This window comes from Herbaspirillum sp. C7C2, from assembly GCF_022627865.1.
Lineage (GTDB): Bacteria > Pseudomonadota > Gammaproteobacteria > Burkholderiales > Burkholderiaceae_D > Herbaspirillum > Herbaspirillum frisingense.
This window is the reverse complement of record NZ_JABXGI010000030.1, coordinates 1-19,525: the sequence shown is the minus strand read 5'-3', so window position 1 is coordinate 19,525 and position 19,525 is coordinate 1. Positions and strand designations below refer to the sequence as shown.

The 19,525-nt window shown below is 61.8% G+C and carries 20 protein-coding genes and 1 tRNA gene; all 21 read left to right on the top strand.

Going from position 1 to position 19,525, the window contains the following annotated elements; genetic code table 11:
• The first annotated feature begins 44 nt into the window (after window positions 1-44).
• The 21 genes from fabD to HWE04_RS22715 all read left to right on the top strand — a co-directional run bounded on the left by fabD (window position 45) and on the right by HWE04_RS22715 (window position 19,523).
• Entirely contained in the window at window positions 45-977 is a 933-nt protein-coding gene (gene fabD / locus HWE04_RS22815) for an ACP S-malonyltransferase (protein WP_241813781.1), read from the top strand.
• Entirely contained in the window at window positions 974-1,729 is a 756-nt protein-coding gene (gene fabG / locus HWE04_RS22810; RefSeq protein WP_241813780.1) for a 3-oxoacyl-ACP reductase FabG, read from the top strand. The genes fabD and fabG overlap by 4 nt, the downstream gene beginning before the upstream one ends.
• Window positions 1,730-1,892: 163 nt before the next feature.
• Window positions 1,893-2,132, top strand: coding sequence for an acyl carrier protein (acpP, locus tag HWE04_RS22805; protein ID WP_006463505.1), 240 nt, complete (start codon window positions 1,893-1,895; stop codon window positions 2,130-2,132).
• A 33-nt stretch (window positions 2,133-2,165) separates the two neighbouring features.
• Window positions 2,166-3,407 (top strand): beta-ketoacyl-ACP synthase II, encoded by a 1,242-nt coding sequence (gene fabF, locus HWE04_RS22800; RefSeq protein ID WP_006463504.1) that lies wholly within the window; start codon window positions 2,166-2,168, stop codon window positions 3,405-3,407.
• A gap of 69 nt (window positions 3,408-3,476) precedes the next feature.
• A complete protein-coding gene (locus HWE04_RS22795; RefSeq protein ID WP_039875390.1) occupies window positions 3,477-3,974 on the top strand; it encodes a protein YgfX in 498 nt (165 codons plus the stop codon).
• A 91-nt stretch (window positions 3,975-4,065) separates the two neighbouring features.
• Entirely contained in the window at window positions 4,066-4,668 is a 603-nt protein-coding gene (gene rpoE / locus HWE04_RS22790; protein ID WP_006463502.1) for an RNA polymerase sigma factor RpoE, read from the top strand.
• A 76-nt stretch (window positions 4,669-4,744) separates the two neighbouring features.
• Window positions 4,745-5,449, top strand: coding sequence for a sigma-E factor negative regulatory protein (locus tag HWE04_RS22785; protein ID WP_241813779.1), 705 nt, complete (start codon window positions 4,745-4,747; stop codon window positions 5,447-5,449).
• A 1-nt stretch (window position 5,450) separates the two neighbouring features.
• The gene (locus HWE04_RS22780; protein WP_241813778.1) at window positions 5,451-6,485 is read left to right on the top strand and encodes a MucB/RseB C-terminal domain-containing protein; all 1,035 of its coding nucleotides are present in this window, start codon (window positions 5,451-5,453) and stop codon (window positions 6,483-6,485) included.
• A gap of 16 nt (window positions 6,486-6,501) precedes the next feature.
• Complete coding sequence (locus tag HWE04_RS22775; RefSeq protein WP_039875385.1) at window positions 6,502-7,980, top strand: DegQ family serine endoprotease; 1,479 nt, start codon at window positions 6,502-6,504, stop codon at window positions 7,978-7,980.
• Between the two features lie 112 nt (window positions 7,981-8,092).
• On the top strand, window positions 8,093-8,401 hold the full coding sequence (locus tag HWE04_RS22770) for a glutaredoxin family protein (RefSeq protein WP_241813777.1): 309 nt from the start codon (window positions 8,093-8,095) through the stop codon (window positions 8,399-8,401).
• 248 nt (window positions 8,402-8,649) lie between these two features.
• A complete protein-coding gene (gene lepA, locus HWE04_RS22765; protein ID WP_077236983.1) occupies window positions 8,650-10,443 on the top strand; it encodes a translation elongation factor 4 in 1,794 nt (597 codons plus the stop codon).
• A 1-nt stretch (window position 10,444) separates the two neighbouring features.
• Window positions 10,445-11,359, top strand: a complete 915-nt coding sequence (gene lepB, locus HWE04_RS22760) for a signal peptidase I (RefSeq protein ID WP_006463496.1) — start codon at window positions 10,445-10,447, stop codon at window positions 11,357-11,359.
• A 203-nt stretch (window positions 11,360-11,562) separates the two neighbouring features.
• Window positions 11,563-12,537: a ribonuclease III gene (gene rnc, locus HWE04_RS22755; protein ID WP_241813776.1), complete on the top strand. Its 975-nt coding sequence runs from the start codon at window positions 11,563-11,565 to the stop codon at window positions 12,535-12,537.
• Window positions 12,534-13,463: a GTPase Era gene (era, locus tag HWE04_RS22750; RefSeq protein WP_039875381.1), complete on the top strand. Its 930-nt coding sequence runs from the start codon at window positions 12,534-12,536 to the stop codon at window positions 13,461-13,463. Before rnc ends, era begins: the two co-directional genes overlap by 4 nt.
• A 103-nt stretch (window positions 13,464-13,566) precedes the next feature.
• A complete protein-coding gene (recO, locus tag HWE04_RS22745) occupies window positions 13,567-14,427 on the top strand; it encodes a DNA repair protein RecO (protein ID WP_006463493.1) in 861 nt (286 codons plus the stop codon).
• A gap of 142 nt (window positions 14,428-14,569) precedes the next feature.
• Complete coding sequence (pdxJ, locus tag HWE04_RS22740) at window positions 14,570-15,349, top strand: pyridoxine 5'-phosphate synthase (protein ID WP_241813775.1); 780 nt, start codon at window positions 14,570-14,572, stop codon at window positions 15,347-15,349.
• 10 nt (window positions 15,350-15,359) lie between these two features.
• Complete coding sequence (acpS, locus tag HWE04_RS22735; protein WP_077236986.1) at window positions 15,360-15,752, top strand: holo-ACP synthase; 393 nt, start codon at window positions 15,360-15,362, stop codon at window positions 15,750-15,752.
• Window positions 15,749-16,777 carry a beta-N-acetylhexosaminidase gene (gene nagZ, locus HWE04_RS22730; RefSeq protein WP_241813774.1) on the top strand — a complete coding sequence of 343 codons (1,029 nt, stop codon included), beginning with the start codon at window positions 15,749-15,751 and terminating at the stop codon, window positions 16,775-16,777. Before acpS ends, nagZ begins: the two co-directional genes overlap by 4 nt.
• A 15-nt stretch (window positions 16,778-16,792) precedes the next feature.
• Window positions 16,793-18,658: an excinuclease ABC subunit UvrC gene (gene uvrC / locus HWE04_RS22725; protein WP_241813773.1), complete on the top strand. Its 1,866-nt coding sequence runs from the start codon at window positions 16,793-16,795 to the stop codon at window positions 18,656-18,658.
• A gap of 122 nt (window positions 18,659-18,780) precedes the next feature.
• A complete protein-coding gene (gene pgsA, locus HWE04_RS22720; protein WP_241813772.1) occupies window positions 18,781-19,380 on the top strand; it encodes a CDP-diacylglycerol--glycerol-3-phosphate 3-phosphatidyltransferase in 600 nt (199 codons plus the stop codon).
• A gap of 70 nt (window positions 19,381-19,450) precedes the next feature.
• A tRNA-Gly gene (locus HWE04_RS22715) sits at window positions 19,451-19,523 on the top strand.
• Window positions 19,524-19,525 lie beyond the last annotated feature (2 nt).

Sequence of the window (19,525 nt, the reverse complement as noted above, 5' to 3'; positions counted from 1 at the left end):
GGCGCCGGCCCCGCATTTTTATCCAAACTCAATCACATCCAAGCATGACAACATTTGCTTTTGTTTTCCCGGGCCAGGGTTCTCAGGCGATCGGGATGCTCAACGGTTTTGCCGACAACGAGATCGTTCGCCAGACCGTCGCCGAAGCCTCCGACGCGCTGCAGTTCGACCTGGGCAAGCTCATTGCCGAAGGCCCCAAGGAAGACCTGGACCTGACCACCAACACCCAGCCCGTCATGCTGACGGCTGCCGTGGCGTTCTATCGCGCCTGGCTGGCCGCCGGTGGCAAGGTGCCGTCACTGGTTGCCGGCCACAGCCTGGGTGAATACTCGGCGCTGGTCGCCGCCGGTGTGATCCAGTTCAAGGATGCCGTGCCGCTGGTGCGCTTCCGCGCCCAGGCCATGCAGGAAGCCGTGCCGGTCGGGCAGGGTGGCATGGCCGCCATTCTCGGTCTGTCCGACGACGACGTGCGCGCCGCCTGTGCCGAAGCCGCGCAAGGTGAAGTGGTCGAGGCGGTCAATTTCAATGCGCCGGCGCAAGTGGTGATCGCCGGTCACAAGGCTGCGGTCGGCCGCGCCTGCGACATCGCCAAGGCCAAGGGTGCCAAGCGCGCACTGCCGTTGCCGGTGTCGGCACCGTTCCATTCCTCGCTGCTCAAGCCGGCTTCGGATCGCCTGCAAGCCTATCTGGCCAATGTGGCATTTGCGGCCCCGCAGATTGCCTTGATCAATAACGTCGATGTGGCGGTGGTCAGCGATCCGGCTGCCATCAAGGATGCGCTGGTGCGCCAGGCTGCAGCGCCTGTGCGCTGGGTCGAGACCGTGCAGAAGATGGCCGCCGGTGGCGTGACCCACCTGATCGAATGTGGTCCCGGCAAGGTGCTGACCGGCCTGACCAAGCGTATCAATGGCGAACTGGTGGGTGAGGCCATCGTCGACCAGGAATCCCTGAACAAAGTATTGGAGTTGCTGAAATGAGTGCACAGAATCTGCAGGGCCAGGTCGCCCTGGTGACCGGCGCATCGCGCGGTATCGGTCGTGCCATCGCCACTGAACTGGCGCGCCAGGGTGCCAAGGTGGTCGGTACCGCCACCTCCGAGGCCGGCGCGGCCGCCATCAGTGAATACCTGGCGGCGCTGGGGCCGGAAGCCGGTCGCGGCGTGGTGTTGAACGTCAACGATGCCGACGCCAGCGTGGCCGTGGTGGAGCAGGTGCAGAAGGAATTCGGTTCGCTGTCCATCCTGGTCAACAATGCTGGTATCACCCAGGATCAGCTGGCCATGCGCATGAAGGACGAGGAGTGGGACAGCGTCATCGCCACCAACCTCACGGCCGTGGGCCGACTCTCCCGCGCGGTACTGCGCGGCATGATGAAGGCCCGCAGCGGTCGCATCATCAACATCACTTCGGTGGTGGGCGAGGCCGGCAATCCCGGCCAGATGAACTACGCCGCCGCCAAGGCCGGCGTGGCCGGCATGAGCCGCGCGCTGGCGCGCGAGATCGGTAGCCGCAACATCACCGTCAATTGCGTGGCGCCCGGCTTCATCGATACCGACATGACCAAGGCCTTGAACGAGCAGCAGTCCGCCGCGATCTTGCAGCAGATTCCGCTGGGTCGTCTGGGTGCGGCCGAGGAGATCGCCTATGCGGTGGCCTTCCTGGCCTCGCCGCAAGCCGCCTACATCACCGGTACCACCCTCAATGTGAACGGTGGCATGTACATGGGTTGAGTAAGTCCTGAGGGCTTGATTCAAGTCCTTTTGCCGACTTTTGTTTGAAGTTAAGCTGCACTTGGCGCAATCTTGCCAGGAATAGTTAAAAGTAAATTTTCCCCGCGCAAACCTGCTAAAATGCGCGCACTTTTGTAACCTATCATCCCTCTGGAGGAACACTATGTCCGATATCGAACAACGCGTGAAGAAGATCGTCGCTGAGCAACTGGGCGTCGCCGAAGCCGACATCAAGAACGAATCGTCGTTCGTGGACGACCTGGGCGCCGACTCGCTGGACACCGTCGAGCTGGTTATGGCACTGGAAGATGAGTTCGAAATGGAAATCCCCGACGAACAAGCCGAAAAGATCACCACCGTGCAACAGGCGATCGACTACGCCAAGTCGCAAGTCAAGGCCTGATAAGGGCTTTGGTCAAAGTTTCAGGAGAATTGCTTGAGCCGCACTCGTGAACGTCGTGTAGTCATTACCGGCCTGGGATGCATCTCGCCTGTCGGCAACAACGTCGCCGATACGTGGAGTGCCATCAAGGAAGGCAAGTCCGGCATCGCTACCGTCACCAAATTCGACGCTACCCCCTTCACCACGCACTTCGCCGGTGAAGTCAAGGGCTTCAATATCGAGGATTACATCCCCGCCAAGGAAGCGCGTCATATGGACACCTTCATCCACTATGGCATGGCCGCCGGTATCCAGGCCATCCAGGACAGTGGCTTGACGGTGACCGACGAGAATGCCGAGCGCATCGGCGTCATGATCGGTTCGGGCATCGGCGGCTTGCCGCTGATCGAAGATACCCACGCCGAACTGACCAACCGTGGTCCGCGCCGCATCAGTCCCTTCTTCATCCCGGCCTCGATCATCAACATGATCTCCGGCAACTTGTCCATCAAGTTCGGTCTGAAGGGCCCTAACCTGGCGATTGTCACCGCCTGCACCACCGGTCTGCACTGCATCGGCTCCGCCGCGCGCATGATCATGTACGGTGATGCGGATGTGATGGTTGCTGGTGGCGCTGAATCCAGTGTCTCGCCGCTGGGCATCGGTGGTTTCGCTTCGGCGCGCGCGCTGTCGACCCGCAACGATGATCCCGCGACCGCGTCCCGACCGTGGGACAAGGATCGCGACGGCTTCGTGCTGGGCGAGGGTGCCGGCGTGATGGTGCTCGAAGAGTACGAACACGCCAAGGCCCGTGGCGCCAAGATCTATGCGGAACTGCTCGGCTTCGGCATGAGCGGCGACGCTTACCACATGACTGCCCCCAACCTTGACGGTCCGCGTCGCTGCGTGCTCAATGCACTGCGCGATGCAGGCGTCAATGGCGATGAGGTGCAGTACCTGAACGCGCACGGTACGTCGACCCCCTTGGGCGACAAGAACGAGTCGGACGCGATCAAGGCTGCATTCGGCGACCATGCTTACAAGATGGTTGTCAATTCGACCAAATCCATGACCGGTCACCTGTTGGGTGGCGCTGGCGGTCTGGAGACCGTGCTGACTGTACTGGCCGTGCACAATCAGGTGTCGCCGCCGACCATGAATATCTTCAATCAGGATCCGGAGTGCGATCTGGATTACTGCGCCAACCAGGCGCGGGACATGAAGATCGATATTGCTGTCAAGAACTCCTTCGGGTTCGGTGGCACCAACGGTACCCTGGTCATCGGCAAGATGTAAAATGCAAGACCCGGCTTCCCAGGAAGCCGGGTTTGTCGTTTTAACGGCGCCATCGCTCCCGGGCATCTCATGTCGATAGCAGTTTCTGCGGATATCAAACCCTCCCGGCTACTTCTGCTGGTCACAGGCTTTGCCTGCCTGTGCGTGGCCCTGGCCGGCATACTGATGTCGTTGCTGATGCCGGGCGCGCTGTCCTTGCCGGCGCGATTGGGCCTCGCCGGAGGCTGCATCCTGGCAGCCGCAGTCGCCCTGGCCATGGTGTTGCGCGATCGCAAGGTCATCTGGTTGCATATTTCCGGCACCGGGCAGATCCGCGTGGTGGAGCACCTGGTGCAGTCGGCGCGCGCCAAGCCGCAGGTCATGAAGGCCGGGCTGGCCCAATTGCTGGCCGGCAGCACCATCTGGCCAGGCATGCTGTTTCTGCGCCTGCGCCTGGAAAACGGCAAGACCCGTACCATTCCAATTCTTCCGGATTCGGTTTCTGAAGATACCTTCCGTTCACTTTCCGTGGCATGTCGCTGGCTGATCAGTCACAATACGGCCAAAGCGAAGATGCTCGAAAAATAAGGTCGGCAGACTTGAAAATTGCCGGGCTGGAAGCATCTGCCACGGGCAATGACGATAAAACAACACGGCCATAAAAAACAAGGAACCCGGTTTGACGACAGAACGCGAAATAGATCAGCAGCTTGTTGAGCGCGTCCAGCGCGGCGACAAGAAGGCGTTCGAGCTATTGGTAGTCAAGTATCAACGCAAGCTCATGCGGCTGGTCTCGCGCCTGGTGCGCGACCAGGCCGAAGCTGAAGACGTGGTACAGGAAGCCTTCATCAAGGCATATCGGGCATTGCCGCAATTTCGCGGCGATTCGGCCTTCTATACCTGGCTGTACCGCATCGGTATCAACACTGCCAAGAACTATTTGGTCACCATGGGCCGTCGGGCGCCAACTTCGACAGAAGCCGATGCAGAAGAAGCTGAAACTTTTGACGATGCGGACCATCTGAGGGACATCAACACTCCAGAGTCGATGTTGGCCACCAAGCAAATTGCTCAAACGGTCAACGTGGCGATGGAGGCATTGCCGGAAGAATTACGTACTGCCATCACGTTGCGCGAGATCGAGGGGTTGAGCTACGACGAGATTGCAGATGCGATGAATTGTCCGATCGGCACCGTGCGCAGTCGCATTTTCCGCGCCCGGGAAGCAATTGCCGAGAAGTTGCGTCCCTTGCTGGATACGGCGGCGGACAAGCGCTGGTAATGAGGCCACAAGCCTGTTGTAAGAAAGAAAATAATAAAGCGGGTATGGAACTAAGATTTTTGCCGGGTGACTGCTTATGGATACCAAAGTAACGACCAGAGAACAGATCTCAGCCCTTGCCGATGGCGAGTTGAGCTCTGACGAAATGACCCTTGCCTTCGCGGCCTTGCGTTCTTCCGAGAACGCCCAGGACGCTTGGGAAGATTACCACCGCATCGGCGAGGTGCTGCGTTCGGAAGAGATGGATGTCTCCCTGAGCGCCGGCTTCTCGGCCCGCATGGCGGCATTGCTGGACGCCGAGCCGTCCATCGTGGCGCCTCAGGCTGCCGCAGTGACCGCGGCAGTGCCTGCCGCTGCTGAGGTTAAGCCAGCTGCAGTCAAGACTGCTGCCAATGGTGATCATCGCGCGGCTCGTCCCAGCCGTCTGGTGCGTCTGTTGATGCCCAGCGCGGCAGCGGCTGCAGCTGCCGTGGCCGCAGTGTTCGTGGTCATGCCGCAGCAGGCGGTAGTCAATGCCGATGCCAGAATGGCGGCTCCGGTCGCTCAGGTGGCTTCGGCTCCCTTGGCTGCCCCTTCGGTACCGTCGGCGATTGCCACGGTGGCCGATACCAGCGGCAATCCGCAAAACGTGAACCAGTTCAGTTCGCTGGCCCAGCAGGGTGAAGTCAAGCGCGACCCGCGTATCGACCAGTACCTGTCTGCCCACCAGCGTTTCTCGCCTTCCTATAGTTCGGCGCAATACGCCCGTTCTGCTGCCTTCTCCTCTGACGCCGATAAATAAGATGCGTCAAACGGGGCGTCTGTACGGCGTACTCTGCTTCCTGCCCATGTTGTTCTCGCCATCCGCTCATGCGGCGGATGGCGTTTCAGCATCTCCTGCCAGTGAAGCTTCCACTCCTTCCCCATTGCCGACGCAGTTGCAAAAAATGCAATCTGCCGCGCAGCGATTGAATTATTCGGGTAGTTTCGTCTATCAGCAGGGCTCTTTGATCCGCAGTTCGCGTGTCACGCACGTGGTCGCCGGCAAGACCGAGCACGAAAAGCTGGAGCTGCTCGATGGCAAGCCCAGCGAATTCATTCGCAACAATGATGATGTCGTCGGCTATCTGCCTGACGTACGCATCATGCGCATGGAAAAACGCGTGAGCCGGGATGTGTTCCCGGCGATCCTGGATGCCCGCCCCGATGAACTGGCTGTCCACTATCGATTCAAGGCTGGCGCCCCCGAGCGCGTGGCCGGACGGGTGTGTGATGCCGTGGTGCTGGAGCCACTGGACAAGCTGCGTTACGGTTACCGGTTCTGCGGCGACAAGGCCACGGGCCTGTTGTTACGCGCCCAGACGCTGGGAGCGAAGGGGGAGGTGATCGAGCAGATCGCCTTCACACAAATAGAGATCGGCGGGATTGATCGCAGCCGCGTCAACCCCACCTACAGGGATACGCGCGGCTGGCAGGTGGAAAAGACTGCCATGAGCCCGGTCGATCTTTCCGCATGGCGGATTACGCCACCGTCGGGATTTCGCAAGATCCAGCAGGTAAGACGCATCATCCCCGGTGTGACGCCGGACGGGCCGGTGCCTGCCCAGAACCAGCCAGCCGGACGTGAAGTGTCGCAGATCGTGTTTTCTGACGGCCTGGCCGCCATCTCGGTGTTCATCGAGCCCGGTAGCCAGGGCGGGGAAGAAGGTACGATCCAGCAAGGGGCCCTGAATATCCTCGGTCGTCGCCAGGGAGACTACTGGTTGACCGTGGTTGGCGAGGTGCCCGCCGCCGCGATCCGGCAAGTCGCCGATTCCATTGAACTGACATCCAAATAGAAGAGAGACTGTTGCAATGACTCCGTTGAAGAAGACCTTTGCCAGCGCCTTGCTGGCCGCCTCCGTTGTGGCCGCCGCTCCGGGCGTGCTGGCTGCGCCGCCCGTGGCGTCGCCAAGTGTGGCCGCGCTGCCCGATTTTGCCGACATCGTCGAGCGCACCGGCCCCGGTGTGGTCAATATCCGGACTACCGAGCGCGTACGTCAGAATGCCCAGGGGCAGGGCGGGATGGATGATCCGGAAATGCAGGAATTCTTCCGGCGTTTCTTCGGTATCCCCGTCCCACGCCAGCAGCAGCCCGGAACGCCTCGTGGCAATGGCAAACAGGGTGGGCAGGGGCAGCAGGAGGAGGTGCCGCGTGGCGTTGGTTCCGGCTTCATCATCTCCGCCGACGGCTTCATCCTGACCAATGCCCATGTGGTGGAAGGTGCCAGCGAGGTCTATGTGACCCTGACTGACAAGCGTGAATTCAAGGCCAAGATCGTCGGCTCCGATACTCGCACCGATGTGGCTGTGCTCAAGATCGACGGCAGCAATCTGCCGCGTCTGAACATGGGCGACTCCGACAAGATTCGCGTCGGCGAGTGGGTGCTGGCCATCGGCTCGCCCTTCGGGCTGGAAAACACGGTCACTGCCGGCATCGTCTCGGCCAAGGCGCGTGATACCGGCGACTACCTGCCGCTGATCCAGACCGACGTTGCCGTCAATCCGGGCAACTCCGGTGGCCCGCTGATCAATCTCAAGGGCGAAGTGGTCGGCATCAACTCGCAGATCTACAGCCGTTCTGGTGGCTTCATGGGGATTTCCTTCGCGGTGCCCATCGATGAGGCGCTGCGCGTGGCCGACCAGTTGAAGGCCAGCGGTCGCGTGACACGTGGCCGCATCGGCGTGCAGATCGGCGAAGTGACCAAGGATGTGGCCGAGTCGCTGGGCCTGGCGCGCGCCCAGGGTGCCCTGGTGCAGCGTGTGGAGGCCGGCGGCCCGGCCGAGAAGGCTGGCCTGGAAGCGGGCGACATCATCCTGAAATACAACGGCGCTGCCATCGAGCGCCCCAGCGATCTGCCGCGCATGGTGGGTGCCACCAAGCCGGGGGCCAAGGCGACCGTCAACATCTGGCGCAAGGGCAGTGCGCGTGACCTGACGGTGACCGTGGTCGAGCTGGAAGCCGACAAGCCCAAGCAGGCCGAGGAAAAGAAAGCCAAGCCGGATAACACCCCCAATGCCCTGGGCCTGGTGGTGAGCGACCTGTCTGACGCCCAGAAGAAGGAATTGAAGGTCGATAACGGCGTGCTGGTGGAGGCCGTCAGCGGTGCCGCCGCAGCCGCCGGCATCCGCCCGGGCGACGTGATCCAGCGCCTGAACGAAGTCGATGTCAAGGATGCGAAGCAATTCGGGCAGTTGGTCGCCAAGCTGGATGCCAAGAAGCGCGCCGCGGTACTGGTACGCCGTGGCGACTCCTCGCAATTCGTGCCGCTGCGCCCGAACGGCGGCAACTGAGGAAGTCCGCTCCGCTAAGCAATGCCTGCGGGCATTGATGCTCAAGGCTGCGATTCCCGGGAGTCGCAGCCTTTTTCCATCCATCGCCCGGGATTGATCGCCCTTCTGTCACATGTCCCATACGTCCCCTGCATCCCCTAGTGAAGGTCAGCCGGCCCAGCCCGCAGAATTGCAGTTCATCATCTATTCGCGCAGTTATTGTCACCTGTGTGATGACTTGCGTGACGCCTTGCGCGCCGCGCTGGGTGCGCAGCCGGCGCAGATCGAAATGGTCGATGTGGATGCTGATCCGGCTCTGGTGGCGCGCTATGACGAGCTGGTGCCGGTCCTGATGGGGCAGGCGAGGGATGGGCAGTGGTTGCAGTTGTGTCATTACCATCTTGATCCGCTGCGCTTGCAGGATTTTCTTGCCGCCAGGTAAAGCTGTGTGAGGGAGCCTGTCGATTCATTTCCGCGCAAGTAAAAGTTGCCTGTCGGTCATGCTCGGCAGCGCCGCGTGGCGCGCTTTCCTGAGGTTTTTTCGCCTCCGCGAGCGCAGCCCGGCACCTGAAAGTCGGGCTTGTCACTCTGAAATCCGGTAAAATGCCGGGTCGAATAAGCTGTTGCAAAGGCGCTCGGCTGGGCACTGCCCGCTTCGGAGCGCCTTTTTTCATCGTTTCCAGTCTGTTAATGAACAATATCCGTAATTTCTCGATCATCGCCCACATCGATCACGGCAAGTCCACGCTCGCCGACCGCATCATCCAGTTGTGCGGGGGCCTCTCCAACCGCGAGATGGAAGCGCAGGTGCTGGATTCGATGGATATCGAGCGCGAGCGCGGCATCACCATCAAGGCCCAGACCGCAGCCCTGTCCTACAAGGCCAAGGATGGCCAGATCTACAATCTGAACCTCATCGATACCCCGGGTCACGTCGACTTCAGCTATGAAGTTTCGCGTTCGCTGTCGGCTTGCGAAGGTGCACTGCTGGTGGTTGATGCCTCGCAAGGCGTGGAAGCGCAGACCGTGGCCAATTGCTACACCGCTCTGGACCTGGGCGTGGAAGTGGTGCCCGTACTGAACAAGATCGACTTGCCGTCGGCTGACCCCGACAACGCCAAGAGCGAGATCGAGGATGTGATCGGCATCGATGCCTCTGATGCCACCCCATGCTCGGCCAAGACCGGCCTGGGCGTGGAAGAGGTGCTGGAAGCCATCGTCGCCAAGGTGCCGGCGCCCAAGGGCGACCCGGATGCGCCGCTGCAGGCGCTGATCATCGATTCCTGGTTCGACAACTATGTCGGCGTGGTCATGCTGGTGCGTATCGTCAACGGCACCCTGCGTCCCAAGGACAAGATCCTGCTGATGGCCACCGAGACCCAGTATCTGACTGAAAGCATCGGCGTGTTCACGCCCAAGTCGCAATCGCGTGATGCGCTCACGGCAGGGCAGGTAGGCTTCGTCATCGCCGGCATCAAGGAACTGAAATCGGCCCGCGTGGGCGACACCATCACCCTGGCCAGCAAGCCGGCGCCTTCGCCGCTGCCAGGCTTCAAGGAAGTGCAGCCGCAGGTGTTCGCGGGCCTCTTCCCGGTGGAGGCCAACCAGTACGACGCCCTGCGCGACTCGCTGGAAAAACTGAAGCTCAACGACGCCGCGCTGATGTACGAGCCCGAAGTCTCGCAGGCGCTGGGCTTCGGCTTCCGCTGCGGCTTCCTGGGCCTGCTGCACATGGAAATCGTGCAAGAGCGTCTGGAGCGCGAATTCGACATGGACCTGATCACCACTGCGCCCACGGTGGTGTACGAAGTGCAGCAGCGGGACGGCACCATGCTGATGGTGGACAACCCGTCGAAGATGCCGGAAGTGTCCAAGATCGAGGAAATCCGCGAACCCATCGTCACCGTCAACTTGTACATGCCGCAGGAATACGTGGGCTCCGTCATCACCCTGTGCACGCAGAAACGCGGCATCCAGATGAACATGAGCTACCACGGCAAGCAGGTGCAGCTGACCTATGAAATGCCGATGGCCGAGATCGTGCTGGACTTCTTTGATCGCCTGAAATCGACCTCGCGCGGCTATGCCTCGATGGACTACGAGTTCAAGGAATACCGGGCCGCCGACGTGGTCAAGGTGGATATGCTGATCAACAGCGAAAAGGTCGATGCACTGGCCATCATCGTGCACCGTGCCGCCGCCCAGATCCGTGGCCGCCAGGTGGCGGCCAAGATGCGCGAACTGATTCCGCGCCAGATGTTCGACGTCGCCATCCAGGCCGCCATCGGCGCCACCATCATCTCGCGCGAGAACGTCAAGGCCATGCGCAAGAATGTGCTGGCCAAGTGCTACGGCGGCGACATCTCGCGCAAGCGCAAGCTGCTGGAAAAGCAGAAGGCCGGCAAGAAGCGCATGAAGCAGGTGGGCTCGGTCGAAATCCCGCAGGAAGCATTCCTGGCAATCTTACAAGTGGAAGATAAATAACATGCAGGCTTTGTTGGGCAACTTCGCACTCATTCTGTTCGTCCTGATGCTGGTGACCGGCGTGATCTGGTTCGCCGATACCTTCTTCCTGTCCAAGCAGCGTCGCGCCCGCGCCGATGCCGCCCTGGCCGAGTTCGATGCCCGCGTGGCGCGTGACGAGGCCCAGGGCATCAAGCGTGACGGCGCCGTGGCCACCGGCCGCGCCGACCTCCAGGCCAGCCTGATGAAGCAGCCGGCCTGGATCGAATACTCGGGCAGCTTCTTCCCGGTGATCGCCCTGGTGTTCTGCCTGCGCTCCTTCCTCTACGAGCCGTTCAAGATTCCTTCCAGCTCCATGGTGCCCACCTTGCTGGTCGGCGACCTGATCCTGGTGAACAAATTCACCTACGGCATCCGCCTGCCCATCATCAACAAGAAGATCATCGAAGTGAACCAGCCTCAGCGCGGCGACGTCATGGTCTTCAAGTATCCGAAGGACATGTCGGTGGACTACATCAAGCGCGTGGTTGGCGTTCCTGGTGATAAAATTGTCTATAAAAACAAGCGCTTAACCGTAAATGGTGAACAAATTTCTTATAAAGCGCTGCCGGATTATCTGGACGAGGAAAATCTGACGTACTATAAGCAATGGCAGGAAAACCTGACCGGCGTGGAACACAAGATCCTCACTGATGAGCGTGCTCCCAACTTCGTGCCCAACCCGGATGCCTTCCCGCATCATGAGCTGTGCACCTACAACGCCGAAGGTTTTGCCTGCACGGTGCCGCCGGGCGAGTACTTCATGATGGGCGACAACCGGGACAACAGCCTCGACAGTCGTTACTGGGGCTTCGTGCCGGACCAGAACATCGTCGGCAAGGCCTTCTTTGTCTGGATGAACCTGGGCGATATCAAGCGGATCGGCAGCTTCCACTAAGGCGCGCCACGTTCTGATCGAGCAGCTTTCGAAGGTTTCGCAGTTTTCCGTAGTTTCCATTTGGCAATTTTGCGTTGTGGAGGCAGACCCGGAGCAGTATTGAGCTTTGCTTTGCACCGATCCCGCTGACTGGTCAGGCTGGTAATCCCCGATCCTCGCGCCGCTGCGCGAACGGGGCGGCAGACTGAATGACGGATGAAAAAATGGATCCTCAACTCTTGCAACAACGGCTAGGCCACACTTTCAAGGATGCGTCGCTCCTGCAGCAGGCCTTGACCCATCGTAGCCATAGCGCCTTGCATAACGAGCGGCTGGAATTCCTCGGCGATTCGGTACTGAACTGCGTGGTGGCATCCCTTCTGTTCGAGCGCTACGACAAGATCGACGAAGGCGACCTTTCCCGTCTGCGTGCCAATCTGGTCAAGCAGCAGTCCCTGTACGAGATCGCCCAGCGGCTGGAGCTGTCGCAGTTCCTGCGCCTGGGCGAGGGCGAGCTGAAGTCGGGCGGTTTCCGCCGCCCCTCGATCCTGGCCGATACCCTGGAGGCGCTGTTCGGCGCCATCTTCCTCGATTCCGGTTTCGAGGCGGCACGCGCGGTGATCCGTGCGCTCTACGTCCCGGTGCTGGAACACGTCGATCCCCGTACGCTGGGCAAGGATGCCAAGACGCTGCTGCAGGAATTCCTGCAGGGCAAGAAAATCCCGCTGCCGCAATACAACGTGATCGCCACCCACGGTGCCGCCCACAGCCAGGAATTCGAGATCGAATGCCTGGTGCCCAAGCTGGACATCCAGGTCTTCGGCACCGGTGGCAGTCGCCGCTCCGGTGAACAGGCCGCTGCCAAACTGGCATTGGAAGCGGTGCAGCTGGCGCTGGCCAAGACGCCCTCGGCCGGCCGCAAGCCGCGCACCCGGACCACCCAGTTGAAGCTGGCCGGCATCGCCACCATCCAGCCCGATGCACCGGACCAGGAAAGCGGCAAGGGCAACCGTCCGGAGGGGGGGGGCTCCTCCGAGCGTGCTCCTGGCAGCAAGCCGGCCAAGTCGGCCAAGGAGCCGAAGAGCCCTGCGGCGGCCACCCGCAACGAGGGCAAGAACAATACTGGCGACCGCGCTGAAACGGTCGCGGCAGAACCCATTTCGGCGGCTTCATCCGCCACGCAATCCAGAACAGCATGACAGATTCCCCCATGGCCGGCGACGCGTCGGCGCAGACCCCGGCAGACGATTACCGTTGCGGTTACATCGCCATCGTCGGTCGTCCCAACGTCGGCAAGTCGACCCTGATGAACGTGCTGGTCGGTGCCAAGGTCAGCATCACCTCGCGCAAGGCCCAGACCACGCGTCACCGCATCACCGGCATCCAGACCATCGAGAACACCCAGTACGTCTACGTCGACACGCCCGGTTTCCAGACCCGTCACAGCAATGCGCTCAACAAGACCCTGAACCGCACCGTCACCAATACCCTGACGGCAGCCGATGTGATCCTGTTCGTCATCGAGGCGGGCACCTTCGGCCCGGCCGACAAGCAGGTGCTGGACCTGCTGCCGTCCAACGTGCCCTGCATCCTGGTGTTGAACAAGGCCGACCGCAACAAGGACAAGACCACCCTCATGCCCTTTGCTGCCGAAGTGGCCTCGCATCATGACTTCGCCGCCGTGGTGCCGGTCTCGGCCAAGCAGCGCTTCCAGCTGGATCGTCTGCAGGAGGAGGTGCGCAAGCTGCTGCCGCAGAATCCGCCGATGTTCGACGAAGACGACATCACCGACCGCAGCGAGAAATTCCTGGCCTCCGAAATCGTGCGTGAAAAGGTGTTCCGCTTTGTCGGCGAAGAACTGCCCTATACCAGCACGGTGCTGATCGAGAAGTTCGAACAGGAAGGCAACCTGCGCCGCGTCTTCGCCGCCATCCTGGTCGAACGCGACACCCACAAGGCCATGGTGATCGGTCAGAAGGGCGCGCGCCTGAAGGAAATTTCCACCCAGTCGCGGCTGGACATGGAGCGTCTCTTCGGCGGTCCGGTCTACCTGGAGATCTGGGTCAAGGTCAAATCGGGCTGGGCCGACAACGAAGCCGGCCTGCGTGCCTACGGCTACGAATGATCCCGGCTGCGGCCCGTCCTGCGGGCTGCGCGAAATTCCTGCATCATCATGGCATTACGCCGCGCCCTAACGACGTGGCTTCACGCATTCAGGACGGATATCCATGACTACCATGCTCACCGAATCCCAGCTCGACAGCCAGGCTGACCCGGCAAATGCCGCAGCGCCGGCAGTCGTGCCGCAGGCGCCTGTCAAGGCTCCTGCGCGCAAGCCGGCCGCACCCCGTGCGCGCAGCCGCGCCGTGCCGGAGAAGGAGCACAAGGTACTGGCGCAGCCGGGCTTCGTGTTGCACAGCTATCCCTACAAGGAAACCAGCCTCATCATCGACGTCTTCTCGCGTGACCATGGTCGCGTGGCGCTGGTGGCCAAGGGCGCCAAGCGCCCGCATTCCAAGTTGCGTGGTGCCTTGCAGACCTTCCAGCCGCTCTCGCTGTCGTGGAGCGGCAAGTCCGAGGTGCGTACCCTGACCGATGCCGAATGGGTCGGTGGCCTGCTGCCGCTGGAGAAGTCGGCGCTGCTGTGCGGTTTCTATCTCAACGAATTGCTGGTCAAGCTGCTGGCCCGCGAAGACGCGCACCCGGCGCTGTTCGATCACTACGTGGCCACCCTGAACAAGCTGGCCCATGGCGAGAATGCACCGATCGTGCTGCGCCAGTTCGAACGCGTCCTGCTCAGGCAGACCGGCGTGGCCGGCAACTGGAGTCATTGCGTGGTCAGCGGCAAGACGGTCCAGGCCGATGGCATCTATGTCGTCGATCCGGAGCAGGGGACGCGTCCAGAGCGCATTTCCGACCGTGCGCCCAAGGTCAGCGGCAAGACCCTGCTGGACATGGAGCGCGAGGACTACAGCGACCCTACCACCCAGCTCCAGAGCAAATTCCTGATGCGCTATCTGCTGGCGCACCATCTGGGTGGGGCGCAGTTGAATACGCGCCAGATCCTGATCGACCTCATGCAATTGTGATCCGGCGGCGGCGCGCTCGCCGTCGCTCCTCCCACGCACGCTCCCAAGTCGCTACAATCATCGTCTGGCCGCATCGTCTCCGATGCGCGGCCAGATGCATACAGCACATCCGAATATCACTCACACGAAGCATCCTGACGCCATGAGTTTCCTGCAGCCCGCCGGCCCGACCATCGAACTGGGCATCAACATCGACCACGTCGCCACCCTGCGCAATGCGCGCGGGACCCGCTATCCCGATCCCATCCGCGCTGCCCTGGAAGCGGAGGAAGCCGGTGCCGACGTCATCACCCTGCACCTGCGTGAAGATCGTCGCCACATCCGCGATGACGATGTGAAGGCCATCCGCCCGCTGCTGCAGACCCGCATGAACCTGGAAGCGGCAGTGACGAAGGAAATGATCGACTTCGCCTGTCTCATCAAGCCGCAGGATGTCTGCCTGGTGCCGGAAAAGCGCACTGAAGTCACCACCGAAGGCGGGCTGGACGTGACCGGCCACTTTGCCGATGTGCAGTCCGCCATCCGCCAGTTGCAGCAGGAGCAGGTACGCGTCTCGCTCTTCATCGATCCCGACGTGCAACAGATCCAGGCGGCCGCCGAGTCCGGCGCGCCGGTGATCGAACTGCACACCGGTCGCTACGCCGACGCCACCAGCGAGCAGGAGCAGCAGGAAGAACTGGAACGCATCCGCATCGCCGTCCAGGCCGGCATCAAGCTCGGTCTGAAGGTCAATGCCGGGCATGGTCTGCACTACACCAATGTCCAGGCGATTGCCGCCATTCCCGAGATCGCCGAACTCAACATCGGCCATGCCGTGGTGGCGCATGCGGTCTTCGTGGGCTGGCGCAATGCCGTCTCCGAAATGAAGGCCATCATGGTCAAGGCGCGCCTGGAAGCGACCAGGTCCGGCACCAAGGCTTGAGGCGCATCGCATGATCTACGGCATCGGTACCGACATCCTCAAGATCCCGCGCCTGGAAGCGGCGCTCAAGCGCCACGGCGATCGCTTCGCCAGCAAGATCCTGGGGCCGCAGGAAATGGAAAAATACCTGCGGCGCAAGGCCAAGGTGGAGGCCCGTGGCATCCGTTTCCTGGCCACCCGTTTCGCGGCCAAGGAAGCCTTTTCCAAGGCCATCGGCATGGGCATGCGCATGCCCATGACCTGGCGCGCCATGCAGGTTCTGAACGCCCCCAGTGGCAAGCCGGTGGTGGTCTGTAGCGGCGCCTTGCAACAATGGATGCAAGAGCAGGGCCTCAGCGCCCACGTCACCATCACCGACGAAGTGGAATACGCCGTCGCCTTTGTCATCGTGGAGAAGTCATGAACCAAGCCGTCAAGCCCCTGGGTCCGGTGATGCTGGACGTGGTCGGCGCGCGGCTGGATGCCGCCGATATCGCCCGCCTGCAGCACCCGCTCACCGGCGGCGTCATCCTGTTTGCCCGCAACTACGAGGACCGTGCGCAGTTGGTCGCGCTGACCAGCGCCATCCGCCAGGCACGCCCCGGCATCCTGATCGCGGTCGACCACGAAGGCGGGCGTGTGCAGCGTTTTCGCAGTGATGGTTTCACCCGCCTGCCGGCCATGGGTCAACTGGGTCAGCTGTGGGACCGTGATGTGCTGCAGGCTACCAAGCTGGCGACTGCCACCGGTTTCGTGCTGGCCGCCGAGTTGCGCGCCTGTGGCATCGACCTGTCCTTCACGCCGGTGCTGGACCTTGACTACGGCGTCTCCACCGTGATCGGCGACCGCTCCTTCCATCGCGATCCGCGGGTGGTGACCTTGCTGGCCAAGAGCCTCAATCACGGCCTGGCGCTGGCCGGCATGGCCAATTGCGGCAAGCATTTCCCCGGGCACGGTTTCGTCACGGCCGATTCGCATGTGGCCATCCCGGTCGACGAGCGGGAACTGGATGACATTCTCGGCGAGGATGCGACGCCCTACGACTGGCTCGGCATGAGCCTGGCGGCGGTGATGCCGGCCCACGTCATCTATCCCAAGGTGGATGCCCAGCCGGCCGGTTTTTCCAAGGTATGGCTGTCGCTGCTGCGCGAGCGTTTCGGCTTCCAGGGTGTGATCTTCAGCGACGACCTCAGCATGCACGGCGCCAGTGTCGCCGGTGGCCCGCTGGAGGCAGCGCAGGCTGCGCTGGATGCGGGTTGCGACGTGGCGCTGATCTGCAATTCGCCCGACAAGGCCGATGCCATCCTGGCCGGTCTCAAGGGCGGCACCGATACCGCTTCCGCCACACGCCGTGCCAGCCTGCTGCCGCTGGGCCAGGCCCCGGGCTGGGATGCGCTGCAAGCCGATGCGCGCTATCTGGCTGCGCGCACATTGCTGCAATCGCTGTAAGCTGCCGTCATATCCATGTCCGATATTCCTGCCTCTGCGTTGCCCGATCCACGCGAGATCGTGCTTGAAACGGTCGGCCGCCTGCCGCACCTGCCCGGCGTCTATCGCTACTTCGATGCCGAAGACAATGTGCTCTACGTGGGCAAGGCACGCGACCTCAAGAAGCGGGTTTCCAGCTATTTCCAGAAGACCCTGACCAGCCCGCGCATCGCCATGATGGTCGAGCGCATCGCCCGCCTGGAAACCACGGTGACCCGTAGCGAAGCCGAAGCGCTGCTGCTGGAAAACAACCTGATCAAGACCCTGCGGCCGCGTTTCAACATCCTCTTTCGCGACGACAAGTCCTACCCCTATCTGAAGATCACCGGCCACGCCTTTCCGCGCATGGCCTATTACCGTGGTGCGGTGGACAAGCGCAGCCAGTATTTCGGGCCGTTTCCCAATGCCGGCGCGGTCAAGGAATCGATCCAGATCCTGCAGAAGGTCTTCCTGCTGCGCACCTGCGAAGACACGGTCTTCACCAATCGCACGCGTCCCTGCCTGCTGCACCAGATCCATCGCTGCAGCGGCCCTTGCGTGAAACTGGTGAGTCGTGAGGACTACGCCATCGACGTCGAGAACGCCTCGAAATTCCTGCGTGGTCGCCAAAGCGAAGTGATGGAAGCGCTGGAGCAGAAGATGCATGCCTTCGCCGCCGACCTCAAGTTCGAGCAGGCCGCTGCCGTGCGCGACCAGATCGGCTCGCTCTCCAGCGTGTTGCATCAGCAGAGCATGGAAACCGTCAGCGACGCCGACATCGACATCATTGCGGTGGTGGTGCAGGGCGGTCGTGCCTGCGTCAACCTGGCGATGGTGCGCGGTGGACGTCATCTCGGCGACCGTGCCTATTTCCCCACGCACGTCGACGATGCGATGGATACCGCCGAGGACAGCATCGAGGTCGAAGTGCTCAAGGCTTTCCTGGCCCAGCATTACATCGACAAGTTCGTCCCCGGCTCGCTGATCGTGGGGACCGAATTCGACGATCCGGCCCTGATGGTGGCGCTGATGGAGCAATGCGGCCATCGCATCACGCTGACCTTCCAGCCCCAGGGCCAGCGCCGGCAGTGGCTGGACATGGCGACCAAGGGCGCCGGCATTGCGCTGGCCCGGTTGCTCTCCGAGCAGGGTTCGCAGCAGGCCCGCACGCGTGCCCTGGCCGACGTGCTGGAGCTGGAGCGCGACGACCTCGACGAGCTGCGCGCCGAATGCTTCGACATCAGCCACACCCAGGGCGAGGCCACGCAGGCATCCTGCGTGGTGTTCCATCACCATGCCATGCAGAACGGCGAATACCGCCGCTACAACATCAACGACATCACCCCCGGTGATGACTACGCCGCCATGCGCCAGGTGCTCACGCGCCGTTATGAAAAGGTCGCTAACGGCGAAGGCGTCATGCCCGACATCGTCTTGATCGACGGCGGCAAGGGGCAGGTGGAAATGGCACGCCAGGTCCTGACCGAACTGGGCCTGGACATCAGCCTCATCGTCGGCGTAGCCAAGGGGGAAGGGCGCAAGGTCGGCCTGGAAACCCTGGTCTTCGCAGATGGGCGCGCGCCCAAGGAACTGGGCAAGGAGTCGGCCGCGCTGATGTTGATCGCCCAGATCCGCGACGAAGCGCACCGCTTCGCCATCACCGGCATGCGGGCCAAGCGCGCCAAGGCACGCCAGACCTCGCGCCTGGAAGAGATCGAAGGCATCGGTGCCAAGCGTCGCCAGCGCCTGCTGGTGCGCTTTGGTGGCCTGCGCGGCGTGGTCGATGCCAGCGTGGATGACCTGGCTTCGGTGGAAGGTATCTCGCGCCAGCTGGCCGAGGAAATCTACCGGCAATTGCACTGATCCGTCACGCGCGCGTTGCGCCGCGCGGCGCCGGCCGAATGAAAGGCGGGCGCAGCAGGGGACGACTCTGCTACTATTCGGTAAATTTTTTTTGTGTACGCCGCACCCACCCTCCAAGACGTATGCCTTTCAATATTCCGATTCTGCTGACCTGGTTGCGGGTGGCGCTCATTCCCCTGGTTGTCGGTGTCTACTATCTGCCCGAGATCGGCCTGAACCGCTATGAGCAAGGTATCGCCGCTACCGCTGTCTTCATCGTCGCCGCCGCGACCGACTGGTTCGACGGCTTCCTGGCCCGGCGCTGGAACCAGACCTCGGCCTTCGGTGCTTTCCTCGACCCGGTGGCCGACAAGCTCATGGTCACCGGTGCGCTGCTGGTGCTGGTGCACCTGGATCGCGTACACCCGGTGATCGCCTTCGTCATCATCGGTCGCGAGATCGCCATCTCGGCCCTGCGCGAGTGGATGGCCCAGATCGGCGCGTCCAAGTCGGTGGCCGTCAGTTCGCTGGGCAAGATCAAGACCACCGCCCAGATGATCGCCATCCCCATGCTGCTGTACTACGACACGCTGTTCTCCATCATCGATACCCGTCTGTGGGGCAACCTGCTGCTGCTGGTGGCGGCGGTGCTGACGGTCTGGTCGATGCTGTATTACCTGCGTCGCGCCATGCCGATGATCAAGGAAGCCGACGCTGAAAACCGCAAGAAGATAATTAAATAAATAATTAAAAAACCAAGTTCAATAGTTGACAAACGCCAACGGTGACTTATAATAGCGTTCTGTTTTCGATGCGGGAGTAGCTCAGTTGGTAGAGCGATACCTTGCCAAGGTATAGGTCGAGAGTTCGAGACTCTTCTCCCGCTCC